The 19,486-nt window shown below is 68.9% G+C and carries 20 protein-coding genes; 7 read left to right on the top strand and 13 right to left on the bottom strand.

Annotated elements, in window-relative coordinates; all coding sequences use genetic code 11:
• From ACFY3D_RS06240 to ACFY3D_RS06220, 5 genes are all read left to right on the top strand, one after another.
• Positions 1-690: hypothetical protein (locus ACFY3D_RS06240; RefSeq protein ID WP_389975572.1), on the top strand; the 690-nt coding region annotated here is incomplete at its 5' end.
• A 160-nt stretch (positions 691-850) separates the two neighbouring features.
• Positions 851-1,381, top strand: coding sequence for a hypothetical protein (locus ACFY3D_RS06235; RefSeq protein ID WP_389975569.1), 531 nt, complete (start codon positions 851-853; stop codon positions 1,379-1,381).
• Between the two features lie 112 nt (positions 1,382-1,493).
• Positions 1,494-2,609, top strand: coding sequence for a sensor histidine kinase (locus ACFY3D_RS06230; RefSeq protein ID WP_389975566.1), 1,116 nt, complete (start codon positions 1,494-1,496; stop codon positions 2,607-2,609).
• Between the two features lie 4 nt (positions 2,610-2,613).
• Positions 2,614-3,300 carry a response regulator gene (locus tag ACFY3D_RS06225; RefSeq protein WP_389975563.1) on the top strand — a complete coding sequence of 229 codons (687 nt, stop codon included), beginning with the start codon at positions 2,614-2,616 and terminating at the stop codon, positions 3,298-3,300.
• Between the two features lie 36 nt (positions 3,301-3,336).
• Positions 3,337-4,677, top strand: coding sequence for a nitrilase-related carbon-nitrogen hydrolase (locus tag ACFY3D_RS06220; protein ID WP_389975560.1), 1,341 nt, complete (start codon positions 3,337-3,339; stop codon positions 4,675-4,677).
• Here ACFY3D_RS06220 and ACFY3D_RS06215 read toward each other — a convergent pair.
• Positions 4,674-4,952: a hypothetical protein gene (locus ACFY3D_RS06215; RefSeq protein ID WP_389975557.1), complete on the bottom strand. Its 279-nt coding sequence runs from the start codon at positions 4,950-4,952 to the stop codon at positions 4,674-4,676. The genes ACFY3D_RS06220 and ACFY3D_RS06215 overlap by 4 nt on opposite strands.
• Positions 4,953-5,117: 165 nt before the next feature.
• Here ACFY3D_RS06215 and ACFY3D_RS06210 point away from each other — a divergent pair, with 165 nt between their 5' ends.
• A complete protein-coding gene (locus ACFY3D_RS06210) occupies positions 5,118-5,771 on the top strand; it encodes an HNH endonuclease family protein (RefSeq protein ID WP_389975554.1) in 654 nt (217 codons plus the stop codon).
• 41 nt (positions 5,772-5,812) lie between these two features.
• On the opposite strand, the gene ACFY3D_RS06205 is transcribed toward ACFY3D_RS06210, so the two are convergent.
• Positions 5,813-7,270, bottom strand: coding sequence for an RICIN domain-containing protein (locus ACFY3D_RS06205; protein WP_389975551.1), 1,458 nt, complete (start codon positions 7,268-7,270; stop codon positions 5,813-5,815).
• 656 nt (positions 7,271-7,926) lie between these two features.
• Here ACFY3D_RS06205 and ACFY3D_RS06200 point away from each other — a divergent pair.
• Positions 7,927-8,310, top strand: coding sequence for a VOC family protein (locus ACFY3D_RS06200; protein WP_389975548.1), 384 nt, complete (start codon positions 7,927-7,929; stop codon positions 8,308-8,310).
• Between the two features lie 15 nt (positions 8,311-8,325).
• Here ACFY3D_RS06200 and ACFY3D_RS06195 read toward each other — a convergent pair whose 3' ends face one another.
• The 11 genes from ACFY3D_RS06195 to ACFY3D_RS06145 all read right to left on the bottom strand — a co-directional run bounded on the left by ACFY3D_RS06195 (position 8,326) and on the right by ACFY3D_RS06145 (position 19,477).
• Complete coding sequence (locus ACFY3D_RS06195) at positions 8,326-9,030, bottom strand: IclR family transcriptional regulator (protein WP_389975545.1); 705 nt, start codon at positions 9,028-9,030, stop codon at positions 8,326-8,328.
• An 85-nt stretch (positions 9,031-9,115) separates the two neighbouring features.
• On the bottom strand, positions 9,116-10,627 hold the full coding sequence (locus ACFY3D_RS06190; protein ID WP_389975542.1) for an FAD-binding protein: 1,512 nt from the start codon (positions 10,625-10,627) through the stop codon (positions 9,116-9,118).
• Between the two features lie 27 nt (positions 10,628-10,654).
• Positions 10,655-11,533: an amidohydrolase family protein gene (locus ACFY3D_RS06185; RefSeq protein ID WP_389975539.1), complete on the bottom strand. Its 879-nt coding sequence runs from the start codon at positions 11,531-11,533 to the stop codon at positions 10,655-10,657.
• Between the two features lie 60 nt (positions 11,534-11,593).
• The gene (locus ACFY3D_RS06180) at positions 11,594-12,070 is read right to left on the bottom strand and encodes a MaoC/PaaZ C-terminal domain-containing protein (RefSeq protein ID WP_389975535.1); all 477 of its coding nucleotides are present in this window, start codon (positions 12,068-12,070) and stop codon (positions 11,594-11,596) included.
• Positions 12,067-12,504: a MaoC family dehydratase N-terminal domain-containing protein gene (locus ACFY3D_RS06175; RefSeq protein ID WP_350942194.1), complete on the bottom strand. Its 438-nt coding sequence runs from the start codon at positions 12,502-12,504 to the stop codon at positions 12,067-12,069. The genes ACFY3D_RS06180 and ACFY3D_RS06175 overlap by 4 nt, the downstream gene beginning before the upstream one ends.
• On the bottom strand, positions 12,501-14,210 hold the full coding sequence (locus tag ACFY3D_RS06170) for an AMP-binding protein (protein WP_389975532.1): 1,710 nt from the start codon (positions 14,208-14,210) through the stop codon (positions 12,501-12,503). Before ACFY3D_RS06170 ends, ACFY3D_RS06175 begins: the two co-directional genes overlap by 4 nt.
• On the bottom strand, positions 14,203-15,375 hold the full coding sequence (locus ACFY3D_RS06165; RefSeq protein WP_389975529.1) for an acyl-CoA dehydrogenase family protein: 1,173 nt from the start codon (positions 15,373-15,375) through the stop codon (positions 14,203-14,205). The genes ACFY3D_RS06170 and ACFY3D_RS06165 overlap by 8 nt, the downstream gene beginning before the upstream one ends.
• 22 nt (positions 15,376-15,397) lie before the next feature.
• Positions 15,398-16,597 (bottom strand): FAD-dependent oxidoreductase, encoded by a 1,200-nt coding sequence (locus tag ACFY3D_RS06160; protein WP_362903406.1) that lies wholly within the window; start codon positions 16,595-16,597, stop codon positions 15,398-15,400.
• Positions 16,597-17,745: an alpha/beta hydrolase gene (locus tag ACFY3D_RS06155; protein ID WP_350942200.1), complete on the bottom strand. Its 1,149-nt coding sequence runs from the start codon at positions 17,743-17,745 to the stop codon at positions 16,597-16,599. The genes ACFY3D_RS06160 and ACFY3D_RS06155 overlap by 1 nt, the downstream gene beginning before the upstream one ends.
• Positions 17,746-17,799: 54 nt before the next feature.
• A complete protein-coding gene (locus ACFY3D_RS06150; RefSeq protein WP_362903408.1) occupies positions 17,800-18,300 on the bottom strand; it encodes a VOC family protein in 501 nt (166 codons plus the stop codon).
• A gap of 79 nt (positions 18,301-18,379) precedes the next feature.
• Entirely contained in the window at positions 18,380-19,477 is a 1,098-nt protein-coding gene (locus tag ACFY3D_RS06145; RefSeq protein ID WP_389975526.1) for a zinc-binding dehydrogenase, read from the bottom strand.
• Positions 19,478-19,486 lie beyond the last annotated feature (9 nt).

The following is a 19,486-nucleotide window of genomic DNA, read 5'->3' as shown; positions in this document are numbered from 1 at the left end:
CAGGGGAGTGGGGCGTGGGGGACTGTGCACGCTGACAGGGCCGATCTCAACGGCGTGAACACTGAGTGGGTGCAGGGGCGGAGCGCCGACGATGGGAGGGTTACTTTTCCCAAGGATGGGCTTGATGTCCGTCAGGGGAGTGGGGCGTGGGGGACTGTGCACGCTGACAGGGCCGATCTCAACGGCGTGAACACTGAGTGGGTGCAGGGGCGGAGCGCCGACGATGGGAAGGTTACTTTTCCCAAGGATGGGCTTGATGTCCGTCAGGGGAGTGGGGCGTGGGGGACTGTGCACGCTGACAAGGCCGATCTCAACGGCGTGAACACCGAGTGGGTGCAAGGACGAAGCGCCGACGACGGGTGGATCAGCTTCCCCAAGGACGGGCTGAACGTGCGCAAGGGGGCCGGACAAACCTGGGGAACCGTGTTCGCTGACAAAGCCGACGTGAACAGCGTGACCACCAGCCAAGTCAACGGAGCAGGCGAGGGCAAGGGATACATCCAGTTCTTGGAACAGGACAAGGGTGTGCGGATATTCGGTGGCGTGTCCGCCGGCTGGATACGGGGACTTAATGATGACGAGGCATGGATTCGCTTCAACAACAAGGGCATATGGGTGCTCAAGAACCAGAACGGCGAGCGCACGAGCGCGAACGTGGATTGCGCCACGGTCAATAAGCGGCCTACATGATCACGGTGTGATCAGCACTGTCGACGGGTGACAGGCACTCGCCGACGTCGAAGACCACAGCGCGGATCATGATAGGAGCCTATTGGGCTCCAGGTGTTTCGGTCGGTTCGCCTTCGGTCACGACGGATCGACCGGCCGGTTCCGTGAGGAGCCTGGACAATTGCCTAACATGATGGGGATTTCCGGCTTCGAGCCGACCTTTCTCGTCGGACTCGAAGCCGTCCGTGAGCGACACGGGCCAGGTCTGGCCACGCTTGGTGGCCGACGTCTGACGGGATTCGCGCTCGTACGTTTTGTCGAGGACGGGGACTGGTACGCCGAATGCCCGATCGTCCTGGACTTCGACGGTGTCCAGGTCGAGATCTGCCACTCGAAGCTCGATGAGCTGTCGATCGGCTGGAACACCATCGACACGACGGTCGCCATCAGTGGCTGGGAGTGGTTCGAGTTCACCCCGGTGTGGTCCAGCGCCGACGAGCGGCTTGAGCCGTTCGTCGGCCTGGAACTGCGCGAAGTCGCTCTGCTCGAGTGGCGGCCATCATGTCATGACCTGGCGGACGGCACCCTCGCTGTGGAGTTCGTCTTCGATGCCGGTCGTTTTGACATCGCCAACGCTCTTGATGAGAACAGCATCGATGTCGGCGATGCCCATCCAGAATTCGTGCGGCACCGATTGGGGTCTGACGCGTAGCCCTCCCAGCAGGGGGACCCGGACCAAGGGGTAGGACCCTGCCGGCTGCGTGGCGAGAATGATCACTCTTGAGAGTGAGGGCAGTGGGCGGACGGATCCGGATAATGGGCGGATGTTTGCGGCGGGCCGGACCGACAGGGTGGTTGACGGGGCGCTCGCGGTGGGCGTGGTCCTGGCCACGGTGATGCCGCTCGTTCTGCCCGATCCCGATCCGTGGTGGATCATCGGGCTGGGGCTGCTGGCGTCGGTGCCGGTGGGGTGGCGCAGGCGGGCGCCGATGGTGGTGGCGGTGGTGGTCGGGGCGGCGATGTCGGTGTTGGTGACATGGGAGAAGCCGTTGCTGCCCTTCGGGCCGCTGCTGGCCGTCTACACGATCGCCGACCTGAGTCCCACCTGGAAGAGGCTGGCGGCGATTCCGGCGATCGTGGCGACGGTGGGGACCTCGTTGGTGCTGCCGGGGGAGAACGACGAAACCTTCCGGCTGGTGGGGACCGCCTTCGTGGCCGCCTACGCGCTGGGCACCAGTGTCAGGGCGAGCCGCTCGCGAGCCGCCGAGCTGACCGAGCGGGCGCGGCGGCTGGAGCAGGAGCACATCGCGGCGGCGGCCGAGGAACGCACTCGGATCGCGCGCGACATGCATGACATCATCACCCATTCCGTTGGGCTGATGGTGGTCCAGGCCGAAGCCGGGCCGGTGGTGGTGCGCGGCGACCCGGACAAGGCCGAAGCGGTTTTCGACGCGATCGCCGACATGGGAAGAGGTGCGCTGGCCGAGCTCCGGGGGGTGCTCACCACGCTGCGGACCCCTGGCGAAGGTGGCGGGCCGGGGTGCGGCCATGACGACGGGCGTCTGAGCGAGTCACTGTTCCAGCCACGTCTGGCCAACCTCCCCGCGCTGCTCGACCGCGGCGGTCTCGATGTGGTGAGTACGACCGCCGGTACCCCGCGCCCGGTCGCCGAAAGCGTTGAGGCCGCTGTCTACCGGATCGTTCAGGAGGCGCTCACCAACGTGCGCAAGCACGCCGGTACGCGTGCCGTCCACCTCGCTCTGACCTGGGGGGAGCGCCTGACGGTGGAGATCACCGACGACGGGCGAGGGCCGGGCGAGCGCGGCGGGTACGGGCTGGCCGGGATGCGGGAACGGGCGGCGGCATGCGGCGGGACACTCAGGGCCGAGGCGGGGCAGGGCGGGGGGTTCACGGTGAGAGCCGAATTTCCGCTTGAATAGCCGCATGTTGCGGGTGCTCATCGCCGACGACCAGGACCTCTTCCGTGCGGCGTTCGGGCTGATCCTGGGGGCGCAGCCGGACATGGAGGTGGTCGGCGAGGCCGCCGACGGCGGGGAGGCGATCGCCGCGGCCCGGCGGCTCCGGCCGGACGTGGTCCTGATGGACGTGCGCATGCCGGGCAGGAACGGCATCGAGGCGACCAGGGAGATCTGCGCCACCACCGCCGCCAAGGTACTCGTGTTGACCATGTTCGATCTCGACGAGTACGTCTACGACGCGGTCCGGGCGGGGGCGAGCGGCTTCCTGCTGAAGGACATCCGGCGCGACGAACTGGCCTACGCCGTCCGTACCGTCGCATCGGGTGAGGCCCTGCTGGCTCCGGCGGCGACCAGGAGGCTGCTTGAGGACCTGGTGCGCAGACCCGCCCACGGCGTCGCCCCCCGGCTGACGGCCAGGCTGGACGCGCTGACCGAACGCGAGCGCGAGACGCTGAGGCTGGTCGCGCACGGCCTGTCGAACGCGGAGATCGCCGCCGCGCTCGTGGTCACCGAGCACACGGTCAAGACACACGTCAGCCGCATGCTCACCAAGCTGGACCTGCGGGACCGGGTCCAGGCCGTGGTGCTCGCCTACGAGTCCGGGCTGGTGGTCGCCGGCAGGAGTGACAACGGAGATCACACCCGCGAGTGACGCGCCCGCGGGGTGGGGGAAAGCACGATCATCGGCATGGAACGCATCCTGCTCACCCTCGCCTCCGCCGTTCTGACGCACTTCGGCACCGGTCTTCATCCCGTCTGGTGGCTCACCTGGCTCGCGCCGCTCCCTGTCCTGTTCCTGGCTCGCCGGGCGGGCGGGGGTACGGCTTTCTTCGCGGGGACGTTGGTCTGGCTCGTCGGCCAGGCGCGGATGTGGCCGTACTTCACCGGACCTCTTGAAATGCCGCCCGCGCTGGCAGCCGCCTTCATCGCCGGCCCCGCGCTCTGTTACGGCTTGGGCGTGCTGCTCTTCCGCACCCTGATCGTGCGCGGCAGACCGCTCCTGGCGGCGTCGGCCGTACCGGCCGTCTGGGTCACCGCCGAGTACGTCATGAGCCTCGCCGCGCCGCACGGGGCCTGGTGGAGCCTGGCGTACACGCAGGCCGACGTCCTGCCCGTGCTGCAGACCGCCTCGGTCACCGGGGTCTGGGGCATCACCTTCCTCCTGCTGTTCGTGCCCGCCTCCGTCGCGGTCCTGCGGCCACGCGCGGCGATGGTCTCGGGTGTGCTGGTCGCGCTCACGCTCGGCCACGGTTTCGTACGGCTCGCGACGCCCGCCGACACCGGGGGGCGGAAGGTCGCGCTGGTCGCGACGGACGACTCCGAGCAACTCGTCCGTCGGTACGGCGAGGCCGTGGACGCCGTGGTGGCCCGCGGGGCGGAGATCGTGGTGCTGCCCGAGAAGGTTTTCAAGACCGTCGACCTGCCGTTCGCGCGCCCGGGTGTGGAGGTGGTCGCGGGGATCGCCATGGAGACCAACAGCGCGGTGAGCTATCCCTCCGGCGTGCGCTACGACAAGCACCACATGATCCCCGGGGTGGAGCGCCGATTCCGGCCCGGCACCGGCCTGGCCTTCCTCGACGGCAATCGGCTCGGCCTCATCATCTGTAAGGATTTGGACTTCCCCGGCCTGGTCAGGGAGTACAGCAAGGCCGGTGCCGCCGCCCTGCTCGCGCCGGCCTGGGACTTCGGCGAGGACGCGTGGCTGCACAGCCGCATGGCGGTGGTGCGCGGAGTGGAGAACGGCCTGGCGGTGGCCCGCGCCGCACGCGGCGGATGGCTCACGGTCAGCGACGACCGCGGCCGGATCCTGACCGAGCGGCACACCTACATGACGGGCATGACCACGGTCATGGCCACCCTGCCTCAGGAGGGTTCGGCCACCCTCTACACCGTCCTGGGAGACTGGGCCGCATGGGCCTCGGCGGGGTTGCTGCTGCTCGTGCTCGGTGCGTCGGTCCGGAAGAAATCCTCCAGCCCGGTGAGCGAGAGCCCGGCGGGCTCACCTGCACGCTCTTTGAACAGGTCCTAGTGACCGTACGGCGGCGGCTGGTGGTAACCGGGCGCATGCTGGACGGGGATGGTGCGGGTGACCCGCCACCCGATGAAGGTGACCGGGATGGCGACGATGAGCCACAAGCCGAGGGTGAGGATGGTCACCCACCAGTGGACGAAGAACCACAGGCAGGCGTGGACGATGAACGTGATGGGGTTGAAGCCGCGTTCGCGCACGGTCGTCATCTGGACAGGCCCGTATCCGTAGGGCTGTGGCTGCTGTCCGTAGGGGCCTTGTGGCGGATAGGTCATTGCTTCTCCCGTTGCGCGGTGGTGCGTGTGTGACGCCCGAGTTCGCTCAGCGGGTTACCGCTGACCGGATACGGCCACCTGATCGGCGTGAGCCGTGTCTTCGACCGGGCCCGGCCGTTCCTGCCGATTGCCGGGTCGGGGAGGTCGTCGGGTATAGGTAAAGTCATGATCTTCCTGAGACGTGCAGCGCACACCGCCGTACTCACCTTCGTGCTCGTTCCGATCACCGCCGTCCTCACCACCCCGCAGGCGGCGGCCGAACCGCGTAAACGATCACAGGCGGAGTCCGCGGCCCTCGCCCGGCGCATGCTGGCTCAGCTCAAGGTCGCCAGGCCGCTGTCCATCCGGGGCTACAGCCGCGAGCGGTTCCAGTCCCGATCGGCGCACCGTAAGGGCAGGTGCAACACGCGGGAGCTGGTCCTGGCCCGCGACGGGCGGAACGTGCGCCGCAACGCGGCCTGCCACCCGGTCAAGGGGCGCTGGTACAGCCCGTACGACGGCAAGTGGCTGAAGAGCGAGAAGTACGTGGACGTCGACCACCTGGTGCCGCTCGCCTACGCCTGGCGTTCGGGCGCCAAGCGATGGAGTCAGGCCAAGCGGCGCGCGTTCGCCAACGACCTGGTCCGCCCCGAACTGCTCACCGTCAGCCACTCCGCCAACATCGCCAAGGGCGGCAAAGGTCCGCAGAGCTGGCGCCCGCAACGTCGCGCCCACTGGTGTCAGTACGCGACCTCGTGGATCACGGTGAAGCGCCACTATCGGCTCTTCGTGACCCGCAAGGAGAAGGTGGCCCTGCTCAACATGCTCCGCACCTGCTGAGGTTGGCGTTCGCCGGGGCCACCTTCACGTCGAGACGATCGTCAGACGGCCGTGCGCGACCACTGCTGGTTGGTACCGCTGTTGCACGGATACTGCTTGAGGATCACGCCGTCCGCGGTCGATGCGGCAGGCACGTCCACGCATTTGTTGCTGTGTCGTGCCCGGAGCTGGAAGTAGGTGCCGTTGCTGACCATCTGGAAGTGCTGGTTGTTGCCGAGGCCGCAGGTGTACTGGACGAGTTCGGCGCCGTCGGCGGTCGAGGCGCCCACCACGTCAAGGCACTTTCCGCTGTGGCGGCTGACGATGCGCCAGTAGCCGCTGCCGACGTCCTGGAACTGCCACTGCTGCCACGCGTTGCCGTTGTAGGTGTACTGGCCGACGCGCGCACTGTCGTTGGTGCTCGCTCCTTGGACGTCCATGGCCTTGCCGCTGTGGCGCGCGTTGATCCTGTAGGTCACCGTCGGCGGAGGGGTGACGTCGCCGACGGCGTCGCCCCAGGCGTACCGGACCCGGTTGGCGCCGTGGCCGTTGCGGACGGTCACGCTGAGGTTGGTGCCGCTGCCGCCCATGACGTACATCGAGTACCAGTCGTAGCCGATGGTGCCGGGCTTGCCGCCGAGGGCGGGCCAGTAGGTGCCGCCCATCTGGTTGTCCCGCATGACCTGGGCCATGGCGCGGAGGTAGCGCACGAAGTTGTCGGTGCTGGTCGGGTCGCTGTAGTTGAGGCCGGTGGACATCGGCGCGCCGAACTCGGTCGCCACCGCGCGGTGGGCGCAGTTGCCCAGACGCGTCTGGATGTGGCTTCGGAACTCGTCGTAGGTCATCGGGCCGTAGAAGAAGGCGTAGTAGTGGAAGGACAGCAGCGTCGAGTTGAAGCGGCTGTCGTTGCAGATGTCCCGCAGGTCCTGGCTGAAGCCGGTGCCGCCGATGAGCACCCGGCCGGGCACCGCCGAGGTGTGATAGCCGAGCCAGTTCGCCGCGACGTTGCGCCACTCCGTCGACGAGTAGCCGTGCGGCTCGTTCATCGGCTCGAAGTAGACATTGCTGTTCGAGCCGTACGTGTTGATCACGCTGGACCACATCGTGTTCCAGGCGGTGAGATTCGTGATCCTGCCGTTGGAGGCGGCGCCGTCCTCCCAGTAGGCCAGGATGACCTTGAATCCGCGTTCGGCGGCGGCGTCGATGGCGCCGCGGTAGGAGTTCCACCAGGTCGTGTTGGCCACGGTGTGCGTGTTGATGGGCAACCGGATGGTGTTGATGCCCATGATGTATTCCATGTGGTCGTAGAGCGAGTTGGCCTTGGCGCGAACCGTCGCGTTGCTGTCGGACTGGCTCAGTCCCTGCACGACGAGCGTGCCGGTGCTGAAGTTGTCACCCAGCACGGCCCAGTTCATGCCTCGGAACTGGCTGGTTTCGGCATTGGCCGGCGGCGCGGAGACGACGAGGCTTGTCGCCGCGGTGAGCGCGGTCACCACGAGGGCGATCAGTAGTCGGCGCAACGACCGAGCGCTTCGCGACTGCCCTGATGAGTAACCATCAGACGCCATGATCAGTGCCATGAATGTCCAATCACTGGAGACGGAGGGACACTGGGGGCGTCCCTCCCGGGAATCAGTAAGGAGACGGCGAGGGGCGACATCACAGCTGCGCGCTCACGGCTGGGCTCAGAGGTAAGGGGGCGTATCGGCGGACGCACGGAGAATTGTTAGCGATAACATCTCTGCGTGCATCTCGTCCCTGTGGGCTTGGCGGTGGGGCGATCGGTTCTGGATGAAGGTCCGACGATCGAGTCGCATTCGTGTTTCTATTGCATTTCCGCAAAGTGTCAGGGTTCGCAAGGCGGGATGTCAATATCTCGTTATCAGAAATTCGTCCCCATGCGGTCGACATTCCGCGGGCGGCGGCGATGCCGGTCTCCGGGGTGGAGACGGTCATATCGCCTGTTCAGCCCTCTTCGGTGCGTGTCGGCCGGAATCTCCGTGGCCCCTCACGACGAGGAGGCCCTCGTCGTCCGGACGGCCACCACACGACCGGCGAAGCTCGGGCACCACTGTCTGGAAACGCGCCGCGGAGCCCGACGAGGCGCCCGAGCGGCCGTTACGGCCTCAAGATCGCCGGGGTCTGCCTGCGAAGTGGGACGGGCATACTGTCGGCCATGGCTTCTCTTGTGCACCACGTGAGCGTCGACTGTGCGGACACCTACCGGCTCGGAACCTTCTGGGCCGAGGTGCTGAACACCAAGATCGGCGAAGACGACCACCCCGGTGACCCCGAGGCACTGGTCGAGACGGAGGGCGTCTCGATCCTGTTCATCGCCGTCCCCGAGGGCAAGACGGTCAAGAACCGGATCCACTTCGACATCCAGCCCACCGACCGCACTCGCGACGAGGAGGTCGAGCGCCTGCTCTCCCTCGGTGCCACCCTGGTCGCCGACCGCCGCCGTCCCGACGGCACCGGCTGGGTCACCCTCGCCGACATCGAGGGCAACGAGTTCTGCGTCGAACGCAGCGCCGCCGAGCGTGCCGCCACCGCGTCCTGACTCGGGGACAGCCCGTCACTCCCGGGTGGTGATCTCCTTCGCGGTGGCGAGGAGGCGTTTGGCGGTGTGTTCGACGTCCAGGTCGACCATCGACACGATGCCGAGGCTCGCCTCGAGTGAGCGTCCCTCGCCGTCGTAGAGCGGCACGGCGATGCCGACCGCGCCCGGTGTCAGGTTTCCACGCGACACCGCGTATCCGCACTTACGCGCCTCGACGACCGCGGCCGGGTCGTCGGCCCTGGGCGGCCGGGCGAGCATGATGGCGAGGCCGCTCGCCCCCTGGTCGAGCGGATGCCGGGCACCGCTGCGCTGGGACAGGTGGAAGATCGCGTCGGACGGCTCGACGACCGCCAGCACCACGGCGTCGGCCCCCTCCGACATGACGCACTGCGTGGTGACGCCGAGCTCTTCGGCCAGCGTGCGCAGGTAAGGGATGACCGCGCGCTGGAGCTGCGGGTTGGCCTGCCGGGCCAGCTGGATCACGCCCAGCCCGAGCCGGTAGCGCCCCGAACTGCCCTCGGCGGCGAGGCGGTGACTGCGGAGCGTGGTGAGCAGCCGATAGACGGCCTGCCGGTGCATGCCCAGCGCCGTGGCCAGCTCCGCGACGGTCATGTCGCGGTCTTCCGCGGCGAGCAACTCCAATAGCCTCAGGCCGCGATCCAAGGTCTGGGATCCGCTGCCCTGACCGGCGCCGTCTCCGGCGCGATCTCCAGCGCTCACGCCGAGCCACCTCCACCGCTGTCGGTTTTCCTAATGCGCACTGTATCTATATTGAACAAAGCCGATGTCACTTGTCGCATGAGAGTCAACTTATGACGGTCCGATCGGCTGCGGCATTACGTCCGGCTATCCGGCCGAACGCGAGACATTCGGCGATACTGCCGCCGCCTGTCGGATAAAGCAGTCCGTGTATTGATCCTAGCTCACCGGCGGAGTAGAGATTGTCTATCGAACCTCCGCGAATCGCGGCCACGCGTGCTTTCGCGTCGCGGCGCGGACCGCCGACCGTATGCGAGCCGCCCGGCCATAGCGGAACCGCGAAATAGCGGTCGCCGCCGAGCGGGGTCAGCGTGACGGGGTCGCGGCCGAAGTCGGCGTCGACGCCCGCCGCGCAGTGCTGGTTGTAGCGGGAGACCGTCTGCTCGAGCACGACCGGATCCAGCCCGCAGGATCGGGCCAGATCAGGGATTGACCTGGCCGAATGGATCCAGCCACGCCGCAGTTCCGCCTCGTTGTCCGCACTCCAGGCGTAGTCTCGCACCGGTCCGGCGGGGCCCGAGTAGGTCGGGACCAGCGTCGCCCGCTCGAAACGGGCTTGATCGAATATCCACCACGTCGGAATCCTCGGGTAAGTGAGCTGATCGGCGTCCATCGCCAAAAGCGCCAGATGGGCGGCGTGCTGCTTTCCCGGTTCGCGGATGAATCGCCGGCCCGACCCGTCGACGAAGATCGAACCCGGTGCGGGCTCGCCCTCGGCCGGTCCGAACCGGCCTGATCCCCACAGATCGACGGCCGTTCCCCCGGTGTATCCGTCGCCGGGGAATCTCGCGACGAAATGCCCTGGCCAAACATTCATGTGCCACAGTTCGGCGCCGATTTCCGTCGCCATGACGATGCCATCCCCGGTGTTGTGCTCGGTGCCGTAGAAATGCACCGGAGTGACCGGAAGGTAGTGTGTTTTGAGCCGTTCATCGGCCTCGTAGCCGCCGACCGCGAGCACGACACCGCGGCGTATGCCGATCCGTCGGACCCCGTCGGCGCCGTCGGTCTCCACCCCGACGACCGCGCCTCGCGCGTCGGTGAGCAGCCACGTGGCCGCCGTCGCGTACCGGACCTCGATCCCACGCTCGGTGACCAGGCTCCGCAGGAAGCCGTGCATCGGGCAGCCGGTGTAGCCGTCGGGACCGCTCGTGGGCTGCGCCTTGTAGACGCGGATCGACTCGTGGCCGGACAGGGTGGGGTGCTCGCCGCGGATGTCCAGTTTGAGGTACTTGCCGCCGTGCCGGTCGAGCCAGGCCGGGGTGGCCGCCGTCTCCTCCGCCCAGGTGCGGATCAGGTCGGGGTCGATCGTGGCCAGCTCGCCGTTGACCGCGTACAGCGCGGACAGGTACTCGACCGCGCCGTCGACGTCCTCGGGCACGAGGAAGAAACCGGCGGCGTAGCGGCTGTTGGGCCGGTGGTCGTCGGCGGGTTGCTTCTCGATGACGAGTACTTCCGCGCCCTCGTCGTGAGCGGTCACCGCGGCGACCGCGCCGGCGTCGCCCAGACCGAGTACGACGACGTCGACGGTCCGATCAAAGGGACCGGTGTGCTGCATCGCGACCTCCTTGGCCGGGGGCTTTCGTCACGACTGTCCGGTGAGTCCGAACAGCTTGGCCGCGTTCTCCTTGAGGATCTTCGGGCGGATCTCGTCCCGGATGTCGATCTTGGCGAAGTCGGCCAGCCAGCGCTCCGGAGTGATCATCGGAAAGTCCGACCCGAAGAGCACCTTGTCCTTGAGCAGCGTGTTCGCGTACTGCACCAGCTGGGGCGGGAAGTATTTCGGCGACCATCCTGACAGGTCGATGTACACCTTCGGCTTGTGCATGGCGACCGAGAGCGCCTCGTCCTGCCAGGGGAACGACGGGTGCGCGAGGATGATCCGCAGGTCGGGGAAGTCGGCGGCCACGTCGTCGACGTGCATCGGGTTGGAGTACTTCAGCCGCAGCCCGCCGCCGCCCGGGGTGCCCGCACCGGCGCCGGTCTGGCCGGTGTGGAACAGCGCGGTGAGCCGGTGCTCGGCGATGACCTCGTAGAGCGGGTAGGCCATCCGGTCGTTCGGGAAGAAGCCCTGCGTGGTGGGATGGAACTTGAAGCCGCGGACGCCGTACTCCTCGATCAGCCGCCTGGCCGTCCGCACGCCCGCCGCGCCTCGATGCGGATCGACGCTCGCGAACGGGATGAGCACGTCGCCGTGCAGTGCCGCCTGTTCCGCGATCTCCTCGTTGGTGGGCGTCTGCTCCCGGCCGCTGACGTGCATCGAGTCGACGCCGAAGACGATCGCCGCCATGTTCCGCTCGCGGTAGTACTCGGCGATCATGGGGACGGTGAACCTCTTGACCGCGCCGGCCTTGAAGTAGTCGGCCATCGCCGCGAAGTTGTCGTTTCCCGGCTTCGGCGCCTCGTGGACGGAGAGCTGCACGTGGGTGTGCACGTCGATCGCGTCGAGCGCGGCGATGTCCATCACGTCACCTCACCTCGCCTTCGTCGGAGATGACCGCGGTGGAGATGCCTGACATGTCCGTCACGTCGCCTCACCTTCGTCGGAGCCGGCCGTGGTGGCGGTGCCTGAGTCCGTCACGGTCGCCTCGCCCTCGTCGGCGACGATCGCGGTGGCGGTGCCGGACAGCACTTCCACGCCCGCCGCGTTCACCGCCGAGACGGTGAGCTCGGCGCGTCGCTGCCCGTCGACCGTCTCCACCGAGGTCACGGTCGCCGTCGCGGTGATCGTGTCGCCGGGCCAGACGGGCGCCTTGAACCGGGCCCGGTAGCGCCGGATGTTCTCGTGCCCGAACCAGTCGGTCAGCACGCGGCTGGCCAGGCCCATGGTGAGCATCCCGTGCGCCATGACGGTCGGGTTGCCGGCGATCTGGGTGGCGAACGGCTCGTCGGTGTGCAGTGGGTTGAAGTCGCCGCCGGCGCCGGCGTACATCACGATCTGCGTCCGCTTGAGGTCCGTCACGACGACCCGGCGCACTTCCTGGTCGGTGGTCACGGTCATCGGCCCGCCTCCGGGGTGTCGTCGGTCTTGGGGGTGACCGTAACGGAGACCGTGGTCGAGCGGGCGACCAGCTCTTCCTCGGCGTCGAAGAAGTCGACGTGTCGTTCGGCGAAGTTGAGCACGCCCTTCCCGCCGGTCTTCTGCCACGTCTTTCCCTCCCGCTTGCGGGCCGTCAGCGTCTCGCCGATCCGGAGCGGGCGGAAGTACTCGAACTCCTGCTCGGCGTGCAGGCCGCCGCCTCCGCCGGACGACACGCCGGGTCCGGACCCGGAGCCGTTCCAGGGCCGGTCGGGGCGCATCCGCAGCCCCCAGTCCGGGTCGAACTGGGCGAAGGCGATCGGGAAGGTGGGCGGGACCACGTCGGCGTCCTCGCCCAGGGCGCGGGCGAAGGCCCGCACATGGCCCTGTTCGATCGGGAACGGTATGCCGGTCACGAGGCTGTCTCCTCTGCTTGCAGGTGGCGGGTCGCCACGTCACGGGCCGACGCGCGGTTGATCTTTCCGGCCGGGCTCCGGGGGAGCGAGTCCACCCTGACGATCCGGCGCGGGCGCTTGTAACCGGCGAGCCGTTCGGCCACGTGCCGGCTCAGTGTCTCGTCCTCGATGTCGCCGAGCGCGCTCGCCGGGGCGACGACGGCGGTCACGACCTGGCCCCAGCGGGGATCGGGAACGCCGACGACGACGGCGTCGGTGATCTTCGGGTGGGTGAGCAGCGCCTCTTCGACCTCCTCGGGGAAGACCTTCTCACCCCCGGTGTTGATCACGCCGTCGCCCCGGCCGAGCAGGATCAGCCTGCCGTCGGCGTCCAGCGAGGCGAGGTCGCCGGGCGCCGAGTAGCGGACGCCGTCGATGACCCGCCAGACCCTCGCCGTCCGGTCCGGGTCCTTGAGATACCCGACCGGCTGCGGTCCGGCGCTGGCCAGGATGCCGATCTGTCCGGTGCCCGGGGTGATGTCCTCGTCGTTCTCGTCGAGAACCCGGGCGACGGGGGCGAGGGTGAACCGCCCGTCCACCAGGTCGGCCTCCGAGCGTGCCATCGCCATCCCGAAGGGCCCGCCCTCCGAGGCCGAGATGTTGTCGATCAGGGTGAGGTCGCCGCCGTGCCGCAGCAGTTCCCGCTTGACACCGACGCTCCACACGACGCCGGAGCTGGTCATCTTGCGCAGGCTGCCGATGTCGTACGGCGTGCCCGCGCTCTGGGCGGCGGCGAGGGAGTCCACCAGCGGGCGGCCGAACGCGTCGCCGACGATGACCATCTCGGTGACCGCGTTCTGCTGCACGGTCCGCCACACCTCGTCCGCGTCGAGGGATTTGGAGGTGCAGAAGCAGATCGTGCCGCCGCCGTACAGGGAGCGCAGTGTCTGCAGCAGGCCGGTGCCGTGGATGAGCGGCGACATCGGCAGCACGACGGGGGCGGTGAACCTCTCGTGCAGCTCGCGTACCCGCGCCCGCACGTCGTCCGGTGTCTTCGGCGCGTCCATACCGTGCTGGCGGAAGACCGACGCGATGATGCCCAGCAGCCCGTCGCGGTCCCAGACGACACCCTTCGGCCGGCCGGTCGTGCCGCCGGTGAGCAGGATGATGCCGTGCGGCGAGTCGGTGTCCGTCTCCCGGTGGACCGGGCCGTGCTCGGCCGCCCACTCGAAGGACAGCGCCGGTGCGGGCGGCTCGCCGTCCGATCCGACCTCCATGAGCAGGTTCAGGCCGGGAAGGTGGTCCATCCGCCGAACCTGGTCGGCCAGGCCGGTGTCGTAGACGAAGGCGACCGCGTCGGTGTAGTCGAGCACGTAGTGCAGCTCTGGGGCGAGATAGCGATAGTTGATGTTGACCGGCTGCGCACCCAGCTTGAACGCGGCGAGGATGGTCTCCAGGTACGCGAACGAGTTGTACAGGGAGATCGCGACGGTCGAGCCGACGCCGACCCCGCGTTCCGACAGCACCCCGGCCAGGCGGGCGGCGCGGGCCTCCAGCTCGATGTAGCCGATCGACCGGTCGCCCTGGATCATCGCGGGCCGCTCTCCCGCGGCCTCCGCCGCGGCGCGCAGGGCCGTGGCGATGCTCATCTTCCGCTCGGTGAAGGAGCCGGTGAGGGAGCCGGCGGGCGAGTCGGCGGGGGAGGAGGTGGGGATGGGATCAGGCAAGGTGGCCTCCGATTCGGGTGTGACCGCGTAGCAGATCGCGCGAGATGATGAGCCGCTGCACCTCGTCGGTGCCTTCGAAGATGCGCATCGCCCGGACGGCGCGATACCAGCCTTCGAGGGGAAGCTCCTTGGTGTAGCCCATTCCGCCGTGGATCTGCAGTGCCCGGTCCACGACGCGGCCGACCATCGCGGTGCAGAAGAGCTTCGCCATCGCCGACGCGTGTCTGGCGTCGGCCCCCCGGTCGACGTCCCAGGCGGCCCGGAGGGCGAGCCATCGGGCCGCTTCGAGCTCGGTCTCCGAGTCGGCGATCATCCACTGGATCGCCTGGTTCCTGCCGATCTTGCGGCCGAAGGTCTCGCGCAGGCCGGCGTAGTCCACCGCCATCGTCAGGCAGCGCTCGGCGATGCCGACGCAGTGCGCGGAGATCACGTAACGTCCCTTGCCGACCCAGCGCATGGCGAGCTGGAAGCCGCCGCCGACCTCGCCGAGGACCTTGCCGGCCGGCACCCGTACGTCGTCGAAGGAGAGCGAGGCGGGCTGGTGCCAGCTGCCCATCGTGCTGATGGGCGAGGAGGTCCAGCCCGCCTCCCGGTCGACGAGGAACGCGGTCGCCCCGTGGCGGGCGCCCTTGTCCCGGTCGGTGAGCGCGATGACGATCGCGTAGTCGGCGTCGTCGCCGTTGCTGATGAAGGTCTTCTCGCCGCTGATCAGCCAGTCGTCGCCGTCCCGCCGCGCGTACGTGCTGATCGCCCCGGCGTCCGATCCCGCGCCCGGCTCGGTCAGCGCGAAGCAGCCGAGGCGCTCGCCCTCGATCGTCGGCTTCAGGTACTCCTCCTGCTGGGCGGCGTCCGCGCCGTACAGGATGTTGTCGGCCTCCCCGCCGAAGCGGAAGGGCACGCAGGTCTTCGCGAGCTCGATGTGGATCAGCGACTGGGTGACCGCGGGGAGTGCCATCCCGCCGTACTCCTCGGGCGTGCTGAGCCCCCAGAAGCCGAACTCGCGCGCCTTGGCCCGCAGCCGGCGCTCCTCGTCCCTCGGTAGCCTCGCGCCGCCCTCGCGCACCAGCCTGAGGAAGTCCTCCTCGAGCGGGAGGAGCTCCTTGGCGACGAAGGCGCGCACGGTGTCGCGGATGTCCCGCTGTTCGTCACTCAGCTCGAAGTCCATCGGGTCTCCTTCGGTACGCCGGTCATCGGGCCCGAGGCGGCAGGTCGTGGGCGCGTACGTTGGAGATCATCGCGGCGTCCATCATCCAGGTGTGGGCCCGCAGCGGGTCCGCCACGATCTCCGACATCTGGAGCTGGAACCTGCGCCGCTCCGACTCGTCCTGCTCGGCCATCGCGGTGGTCGTGCGGTGGGTGATCTCCTGCACCGCCTCGACCGCGGCCTTGCGCCTGCGGTGCGCCCAGGCGTCCAGTACGTCCGGGGCGGCCTCGCCGCGGAGCACCGCGCTGAGCTGGACGGACAGGTCGAACGCGTCGTGGATGCCGCCGTTGAGCCCCATGCCGCCCATGGGGCTGTTGACGTGCGCCGCGTCGCCGAGCAGCAGCACCCGGCCCCGGCGGAAGGTGTCGGCGACCCGCTGGTGCACGGAGTAGACCTTCCGTTCGCGCAGCGGCAGCTCGGGGTGGTCGCCGAAGACGCCGCGCAGCCGGTCGGCGACGTACCGGTCGGAGACGGCCTCCTCGCCGGTGACGTGGGGCGGCACCGAGACGACGAGCCGCCAGACGTCCGGCACCCGGAGGATCAGCAGGTGCTCCACCGGGTCGGCGATGTAGTTGACGTCGCAGATCCCCGGCAGCAGCGTCTCCACCGGATAGTCGATGCTCAGCACGAGATAGCGATGCTCGTAGGTGAGCCCCTCGAACGAGCTGCCGAGCGCCTTGCGGACGGTGCTGCGCGCACCGTCGGCGGCGAGCACCCAGCGGGCCGCGACCTGCTCCCCCGACGCGGTGGTCAGCAGCGCGTCGTCCTCGCCCTGACGCACGTCCGTCACGCCCGTGGCCAGCCGCAGGTCGACCGGGGCGGGACATTCGCTGATCGCGTCCTTGAGGATCTGGGTGTACTTGTACTGTTCGAGCTGCAGTCTGAAGGGATAGTCGGTCTCGTCGGCGAGTGTGCCGAAGTCGAACTCCGCGATCAGCCCGTCGCGGCGGTCGTGCACCTGGTACTTCCGCGCGACGATGCCGGCCTCCAGCATCGTCGTGACGACGCCGAGGTCGCGGGCGATCTCGATCGTCGGCGGGTGGAAGGTCGAGGCCCGCCACTCGGTGCTGAGCCGGTCGCTCTCCTCGAAGACGGTGACGGACGCGCCGCGCCTGGCCAGCGCGAGGGCCGCGGTGAGCCCGACCGGGCCGGCGCCGACCACGGCCACGTCGAGGGTGCCCATCAGTTGCTCCACTCGGCGATGTGGTCGCACATGACCCTGGCCAGGTCGGGGCGGCCCTGGAAGTAGTGGTCCGCCTCCTTGATCTCGACCAGCTCGCGCCTGTCGTGCGCGACGGCCTCGTACATGGTGCGGGCGTGGCTGGGGAAGGCGGCGCAGTCGGCCGATCCGTACACGACCATGACGGGCGCCTGCACCTGGGGAAGGGCGACGTAGGCGTTGGCCCGGCTGTGGTCGTAGCTCCACTGGCTCAGCCAGGAGCGCAGGCTGGTGAGGTGACCCAGCGACGCCGGCTGGAAGTTGGCCGCCCAGGGGCTGCCCCACAGGGTGCCGGTCCGCCGGTCGGAGGGGTCGAGGGCGAGGTCGAGGAAGCGGGGGTCGGCCGCCGTGCCGTGCACGACGAAGGGCAGGTCGTCGGGTGCGACCTTCTCCCCGTCCGCCGACTCGCGGATGTGTCCGCGCAACGCTTCGAGCTGTTCGGTGACCCAGCCGGAGATCCGGCGGTTGCGGTCGATCTGGGCGCGGCGGTAGCGCTCGACGAACTCCTCGCCGTAGGCCGGCCCGTTCGCGGGGTTGAACATGTCGAGCGAGTCGTCCCGGTCGAAGGGCCGCTGCTCGTCGGTGACGGCCGGGTCGAGCCCTTCGGTGTAGACGACCGCCCGGCCGGGGTGCGCCATGGCCATGACGACCTTGTCGGCGGGGATGAGCCCGGCGCCGGCGAGGTCGACGGGGTCACCGGCCGGGGTGTGGGTGATGGTCGGGTTCTCCGCCTGCGCCTGGTAGAGCGCGGCGAGGCCGCCGCCGCCGGAGTTTCCGACCAGGACGATCCGCTGGTAGCCCAGCTCGCGAAGGTGCCGGATCGCCGCGCCGATGTCCAGGAGGCAGTTCTCCATGATGAGCGCGGAGTCGTTGCCGACGTAGCGGGTGGCGAGCCCGACCGCGGCCACCCCGCGGTGGGCGAGCTCTTCCAGGGCGTAGTGACCGATGAAGTTGGACGCCGGATGCACGATCAGCACGGCGGTCGTGGGGGGCCGCAGATCGTTTTTCCAGAGGGTGGCCCAGATCTTCCCGCTCATCCGGGCGACACCGGAGTTGATGTCCAGGCGTCCGCCGGGCGTCATCGGTATGGGGAGTAGTTCGCGGGACAGCACGAGGCGGCTCCTGATCAGCGCGGATGGGGCGGGGGTGGGGTCGGTGGCCGTGCGCTATCCGCGCGCGGTCCACTTCCGCAGCGTCTCGACGCCCGCGCGCGCGTCGGCGTCGTCGAGGGGGCGGGTCTGCAGTGTCAGCTCGATCCGGACCCCGTTCGGGTCGAAGAGGTAGAGGGACTCCCAGACCCCGTCGTGGTCGACGATGCCCACCGTCTCCACGCCCTTGGCCGCGAAGTGCGCCTGCCACTCGTGGAGCTCCTCCATGGAGTCGACGTTGAGTGCGATGTGCCGCACCCAGGAGGGCACCGAGTCGGGGCCGGGGTTGGGCATGTCGTCGACCTCGAAGAAGGCGATGGCGCTGCCGTCGCCGAGTCCGAAGAAGGTGTGCAGGTAGGGGGTGCGGGCTCCGCTGGAAGGCACCTCGTTCAGCTGGATCGCGGTGAGCAGCTCGCACTTGAGGACCTCGGTGTAGAAGTCGTGCGTCGCCTGGGAGTCCCACGTCGGATAGGCGATGTGGTTGAGCGAGCGGGGTGCGCGGAGATCGGCTGTCGCCATCATCTGATCCTCAGTGTGTCAATTATCGGACAAGTAGTCCGGAATTTGAATTGATTGTCTGTTCGTGCATGTCAACTTGTCAACTGCGGTCCGAAGGGATCACCACGCCGCGCAGCGCCTCTCCGGCCAGCAACCGGTCGTAACCCTCCTGCGCGTCGGCAAGGCCGAACGTGCCCGAGACGTACTCGTCCAGCGGCAGCCGGCCGTCCAGATAGAGGCCCGCGAGCAGGGGCAGGTCCCGTGAGGCCACGCAGTCTCCCCAGATCGAGACCCGGATCGACCCGCCGGTGAGGAACAGCCGTCTCAACCGCACCTCGGCCAGGTCCCCCTGCTTCGGGGCGCCGACGATCACCAGTCGTGAGCCGGGGGCCCGCAGGCCGTCCGCCGTCGCGAAGGTGGCGGGCCCGCCCACCGCGTCCAGGACGACGTCCGCGCCCATGCCGTCGGTGAGTTCGCGTACGCGTTCTCCGGGCTCCTGTCGGGACGCGTCGACCAGGTGGGTGGCGCCGAACCGCTCGGCGACGGCGAGTTTGCCGGGATTGGTGTCGATCGCGATGATCCGCCGCGCCCGCGCGTACGCGGCCCCGGCGACGGCCGCGATCCCCACGCCGCCGCATCCGATCACCACCACGTCGTCGGCCGGCCCGGTCTCCGCGGTGTTGACCGCCGCGCCGAAGCCGCTGGGCACGCCACAGCCGAGCAGCGCGGCTATCCGAGGCGGCACCCTCGGGTCGATCGCGATCGCCTGCCGGGCGGGTACGACGACCCGTTCGGCCAGGCCGCCGATGCCGAGCACCGGGGTCGCGGCGACACCGTCACCGAGGCCGACCTTCGGCCGGCGGGGCAGCCGCGACGCGCACGCCGAGAGCCGTCCCGCGTGGCAGTGCTTGCAGGTCCCGCAGGCCACCATCGGCGCGACGACGACACTGGCACCCGCCACGACGCCCGTCGCGTCCGGCCCCAGGGCCTCGACGACACCGGCCACCTCATGGCCGACCAGGTAGGGGAAGTCGGTCCCCGACGTGCCGTGCATGAAGTGCACGTCGCTGTGGCACAGCCCGCAGGCGGTCACCCTGATCAGCACCTCGTCGCCGGTCGGGTCCCGTAGCGGGATGTCCTCGACGTTCAACGGCCCGTGCGCCTCTCGGACGACGGCGCCTCGGTAGTGAGCGGGCATGGATCACTC

Origin of the sequence: Streptosporangium sp. NPDC000509, assembly GCF_042898365.1 — a bacterium.
GTDB lineage: Bacteria > Actinomycetota > Actinomycetes > Streptosporangiales > Streptosporangiaceae > Streptosporangium.
This window is presented reverse-complemented; position numbering and strand designations above follow the sequence as displayed.